This window comes from Paenibacillus sp. P4_A7, from assembly GCF_056402455.1.
On the sequence record NZ_JBFUHJ010000367.1, the window covers coordinates 1 to 5,697 of the forward strand.

Genomic DNA, 5,697 nt, shown 5'->3' on the forward strand with positions numbered 1-5,697 from the left:
GTGAATCGGTCTCGTATCTATCAGTATAGTCTATTTATTCCCTTTTAAAACCAATGGACTGTACTTTCAATCTGGACATAGCCAGATAAAAAATACAGTCCTTTGTCATCATAAGTTTATTACATATAAATGCGGTTATCCGCTTATGTCCCTAACTTCCAAGTAGCGTTCAAGCTTTCGTTTTACACGCTGTAAAGCATTGTCGATAGATTTCACATGTCTATCCAAATCAACAGCTATTTCTTGGTATGATCTTCCGTCTAAATAAAGCATAAGCACCTTACGTTCAAGGTCGCTTAATATTTCGGCCATCTTATCTTCCAGGCCCATGAACTCTTCTTGATTGATAATAAGCTCTTCTGGATCAGAAACTCGCGTTCCACAAATGACATCCAGTAGCGTACGATCTGAGTCTTCATCGTAGATCGGCTTATCGAGCGATACGTAGGAATTAAGCGGAATATGCTTCTGACGCGTGGCTGTTTTGATGGCGGTAATAATCTGCCGAGTTATACACAATTCTGCAAAGGCTTTGAAGCTAGCAAGCTTGTCCCCTTTGAAATCACGAATTGCCTTATATAGGCCGATCATTCCTTCCTGTACGATATCTTCTCGATCCGCACCGATAAGAAAATATGAGCGCGCTTTAGCTCTCACAAAATTCTTATATTTATTAATCAAATATTCCAGCGCTATACTATCGCCATTGTGTACCGCTTCAACGATTTCCTCGTCCGTACTGCTGTCATACTCGAGCGTACTCCATTCTTTGAGGTCGATACTCACGAACTATCCCTCCGGCCTGCAAGGCGTACACCGCTAGATTCACACTCATGCAAGCGTAAACTGCTGATACCTTCTATGAGATTACAGCAATGTTTCGCCTCGAAAGTTAAGTTAGTATATTACACTGTAACTTATACGTCCTTTACTACAAATCTAGAGTCAGTATACATTATGTAACCTTAAATCGTCAACCGATCAGGCTCTCGAACGCTATCAAAAATCCGTAAAAATTGTTATTTTGTGGGTCATCGTTCGATGTGTTTCGTACTTTTCTGATAACTCAGCATGAAATGACATCATTTATTTCTCTCCGCGACGAAGTTTCTCCAATTGATTAAGTACATCTCGGCTTATAATTCCATCAACCGTGTTACGTTTTCCTGGCCTATCATCACGGAGTGTTTGCTCAATTTCTTTGCGATTTTGACCGATATCAATGAGCAGCTCCCTAGCCGATATCCGAAGTGCCCCTTTGCCAAAAGCGACATGCTGCTCGACTAAATCAGAGGTTGCTACATATATGTTGCGGCGTCTGACATATAGTTCTGAACAAAGACGTTCAATACATTCGTCAGCCGTTTCCTTCTCTTTGGTATATACAATCATTAGCTTGTGATGTCGATAAGTTGCACCAAGCCCTGGAACTTGGTGCGCATCAAATATCACATACACCTGCATCCCTGTGAAGCCCTGATAATCAGCCATCATGTCTAATAGCTTATCACGTGCCTCTTCCAAACCATGTTCCTTTAACCTCTCGAGCACCGGCCATGCACCAATTATGTTATACCCATCCACTAACAAAATATCGTCGCGCCGGTTCATGCCCTAAACGCTCCGGCGCTGGCGTACCACTTCATACATAAGTACTCCGGCTGCAACGGAAGCATTTAGTGAGTTCAATTGTCCTAACATAGGGAGCTTAACAAGGAAATCACATTTCTCTTTAATTAGCCTCCCCATCCCTTTGTTTTCATTGCCTATAACGACAACAAGCGGCATATCAAATTTCATTTTATAAACATCCTGTGTAGCGCTAACGTCCGCTCCTGCAACCCATACGCCCGCTTCCTTCAGCTTCTCGATCGTTTGCGCCAGGTTCGTTACTCTTGCTACAGGAACATGCTCCGCTGCCCCCGCTGACGTTTTCAATACTGTAGCTGTCAATCCCGCGGAACGTCTCTTTGGAATAATGACACCGTGAACTCCTGTACATTCTGCGGTTCTTAGTATTGAACCCAAATTATGCGGATCCTCAATCTCGTCAAGAAGGAGCAAAAACGGCGTTTCACCCTTCTTGCTTGCTATTTCAAGAATTTCCTCAACTTCTACGTAAGCAAATGCTGCTGCTTGAGCTACCACGCCTTGATGCGTAACTCCAGGGACCAAGCTGTCCAGCTTTCTCTTATCGACAAACTGTACGACGATGCCCGATTTTTTTGCTTCAGCAACAATAGGCTGCGTTAACGTTTTCTGCGCGCCATCTGCTATCCATATTTTGTTAATTTCACGTCCAGAGCGTAATGCCTCAAGCACAGGGTGCTTTCCGGCAATCATTTCATCTTGATTCATTTCTTGATTCAGTTCCTCAGTCATTAGTTATCCTCCTAAAATATTTGCGTCTGCAACAGCCATGTCAAACAACTCACCTAATCTTGCAGTGCGTCCTTCATAATATAAATATCCAACGAGACTCTCCAGCGCTGTAGCTAGCCGGTATTCCGAGGCATCTGCATTTTTGGGCGGTGCGCCCGATTTCGCATTCCGCCCTCGGCGGACAATGTCCGCTTCTTCCTCAGTCAAATGCGGAGTCCAGCGATCCAGTATTCGCTTTTGCCCTTTAGCTGAAACAAACTTAGTCGCTTCACGATGCAGGTGATGAGACTTTTGATTCGGCAACGATATCAAATATTGACGTACCATCATTTCGAACACCGCATCACCAATATAGGCTAAAATGACTGGGCTCATCAGCTGCGGTTTTTTTGATGGCAAATGAAATAACAAGGAATTAGAATCTATAGGCCCGCTCATTTGCGACGCCAACGAATGCCTTGAGGCGTATCCTCAAGCACAATATTCTTTTCAATTAGCAAATCACGGATCTCATCGGCTCTCGCCCAATTTTTGGACTGACGGGCTTCTGTCCGATCTACAATAAGCTGCTCGATATCGGCATCCAGCAGTTCAGCATCCGCTTGCTGCTGGGGCAGCAGACCAAGCACTTCGTCCATCCGCGTTAGCAATTGATGAAGTGCCTGCAGCGCTTCAACTGTGCCATCAGGTCGGTTCATATACTGGTTCGCTTCCGTTACCAATTCAAAAATCGCGGTGATTGCATCCGGCGTATTGAAGTCGTCGCTCATTTTTGCGTGGAACTGTTCAAAAATCGCTTTAAGCTTAGCATCCAGTTCCGTATCCCCAGAAGATGCAAGGGCACTGTTACGTCCCGACCCTACTACAGAATCAAGAGCTCCATCTGCCGCTTGCAGTCTATGTGTCAAGTTCGCCGCACAATTCGCGATACGCTCAATACTGTTCTCAGCTTGCACAATTGTATCTTCACTGAAGTTAAGCGGACTTCTGTAATGGGTTGCCAGCATAAAGTACCGAATCGCCTGTGGCTTTACCCGCTTCACCAGTTCATGAACGGTTATTCCGTTACCCAAAGACTTTGACATTTTCTCATTGTTAATATGGATATATCCGTTATGCATCCAGTAGTTAGCAAACGGCTTGCCCGTTAATGACTCTGACTGCGCAACTTCGCACTCATGATGAGGAAATTGTAAGTCATGGCCACCCGCATGGATATCAAGCGTATCACCAAGGTAAACACGAGCCATTGCTGAGCATTCAATATGCCAGCCTGGACGTCCCGCCCCCCATGGACTCTCCCATTTAATCTCTCCAGGCTTAGCGCCCTTCCACAATACAAAATCCTGTTGGTCTTGTTTACGATCGCCGATATCAACACGAATGCCAAATTGAAGCTCATCGATTTTCTGATGGGACAGCTTCCCGTAGTCTTCAAAAGCAGCTGTGCGGAAATATACATCGCCTTCACTTGTATAAGCATAGCCTTTGTCAACTAAGCCCTGAATAAACGCAATTATCTCTGGTATATGATCCATTACGCGTGGATTAACGTTGGCTTTCTTAACTCCAAGCGCATCAATGTCCTCGTAAAATGCTGTAATATACTTCTCGGCAACCTCCGGAACTGTAGAACCAAGCTGCTCCGCCTTACGAATAAGCTTGTCATCCACATCAGTAAAATTAACTACATACTGCACTTCATTCCCAACATCCTCTAAATAACGACGTACGACATCGAAAATAATAACAGGGCGAGCATTACCAATATGAATATAGTCGTAAACAGTTGGTCCGCATACGTACATCTTCACTTTGCCAGGCTCTTGTGACTCAAACAGTTCTTTTGACCGTGATAAGGTGTTATATATCGATACTGTCATATTTTTAACTCTCCTCCAGCTACAGGTTCCCGAAGCTGTTTCAGCTCGGATTTTAATTCATCAATTTCCTTCTGCATCGTACGAAACATTTCAATGACTGGATCTGGCAGCTGCGTATGGTCTAGCCGATCACCAACCCGCTCACCATTCCGCTTTACAATACGCCCAGGATTGCCAACTACCGTGCTATTAGTCGGCACTTCGCGTAAAACAACCGCATTCGAACCTATACTCGAAAAGTCGCCAACCTGGAATGAACCTAGCACCTTTGCTCCAGAGCCGATAACTACATTGTTTCCAATAGTCGGATGACGCTTCCCTTTCTCTTTACCTGTACCTCCGAGCGTAACTCCTTGGTAGATGACCACATCATCGCCAATTTCACAAGTTTCCCCTATTACGACACCCATTCCATGGTCGATAAACAGTCTATTACCGATACGTGCTCCCGGATGAATCTCAATGCCCGTCATAAAGCGGCTAACCTGTGAAATCATCCGCGCGATTGTATACCACCCACGGCGGTGAAAGGCATGAGCAATACGGTGTGCCCATATAGCGTGTACGCCTGAATAGGTAAAAACGACTTCGAATCGACTGCGTGCAGCCGGATCATTTTCAAAAACTGTTTGAACATCCGAATGAAAATGGCGAAACATATGCTTTTGCTCCTTTCAAGCGCCTGTCACCTGTCTATGGCAGTGCAGGTATAAAAAAAGAAAAGCCCCCGCAGCATATTAATATGCTGCAGAGGCGTATAATCGCGCGGTTCCACTCTGCTTGAACACCCTTACGACTGATCTACTGCTAGCTTGGAAGGATTGCCAAAAGCAATGACTTCACAAAGCGCAGCCGACATCAGTAAGAACTGTCCGTCTTAGTGTCTTTAACGCAGACAATACGTTGCTGCCTACCCCGCTCACACGAAATATACAAGCTCATAAGAGATACAGCAATTCGGCTGTACTTCTATGACCTTCTATTTCCCGCTTCAGCAGCTCGGAACAAAGCTCCCAGGTGCATATTTCCGTTCGTTGGACTAGACAACTTGCAGCCCCATTCTACCTTCTCCAATGCCGTTAATGATACGACGTCGATTCGAATGACGGTTGTCCTCTCTGCGAATCCTTAAGCAACGTACTTTTCCTGTTCATGGCCGTTCAATTCATTCATTTATTAGACATAGTATACCGAATACACGAAAATGTGACAAGGTTATTATCCAGCTTCCATGTATACAGGGCAATATATCGCTAATTTTTTAGCCGTTTATGCGTCCTTGAAGACGATCGATTACCTTTTGTTTACCAAGCAGCGCAATGGATTGATTCAAATCCGAACCATGTGTTTGTCCAGTCAAAGCAGCGCGTATAGGCATGAACAGCTGCTTCCCTTTGAAGCCCGTTTCCTTCTGGACCGACTTGATCATCTC

General features: G+C 44.8%; 6 protein-coding genes and 1 pseudogene. All 7 read right to left on the reverse strand.

Features of this window, described 5'->3' with window-relative positions; translation table 11 throughout:
- Positions 1-135: 135 nt before the first annotated feature.
- On the reverse strand, positions 136-786 hold the full coding sequence (gene sigH, locus AC1DWN_RS26365) for an RNA polymerase sporulation sigma factor SigH (RefSeq protein ID WP_477561861.1): 651 nt from the start codon (positions 784-786) through the stop codon (positions 136-138).
- Positions 787-1,086: 300 nt separating this feature from the next.
- The gene (locus tag AC1DWN_RS26370; RefSeq protein WP_477561862.1) at positions 1,087-1,611 is read right to left on the reverse strand and encodes an NYN domain-containing protein; all 525 of its coding nucleotides are present in this window, start codon (positions 1,609-1,611) and stop codon (positions 1,087-1,089) included.
- Positions 1,612-1,614: 3 nt separating this feature from the next.
- Positions 1,615-2,382, reverse strand: a complete 768-nt coding sequence (gene rlmB / locus AC1DWN_RS26375; RefSeq protein WP_477561863.1) for a 23S rRNA (guanosine(2251)-2'-O)-methyltransferase RlmB — start codon at positions 2,380-2,382, stop codon at positions 1,615-1,617.
- A gap of 3 nt (positions 2,383-2,385) precedes the next feature.
- Positions 2,386-2,820, reverse strand: coding sequence for a Mini-ribonuclease 3 (locus tag AC1DWN_RS26380; protein ID WP_477561864.1), 435 nt, complete (start codon positions 2,818-2,820; stop codon positions 2,386-2,388).
- On the reverse strand, positions 2,817-4,265 hold the full coding sequence (gene cysS, locus AC1DWN_RS26385; protein WP_477561865.1) for a cysteine--tRNA ligase: 1,449 nt from the start codon (positions 4,263-4,265) through the stop codon (positions 2,817-2,819). Before cysS ends, AC1DWN_RS26380 begins: the two co-directional genes overlap by 4 nt.
- A complete protein-coding gene (gene cysE / locus AC1DWN_RS26390) occupies positions 4,262-4,924 on the reverse strand; it encodes a serine O-acetyltransferase (protein ID WP_477561866.1) in 663 nt (220 codons plus the stop codon). The genes cysS and cysE overlap by 4 nt, the downstream gene beginning before the upstream one ends.
- Positions 4,925-5,526: 602 nt before the next feature.
- Positions 5,527-5,697: pseudogene (locus AC1DWN_RS26395) on the reverse strand (glutamate--tRNA ligase); the annotation flags it as partial.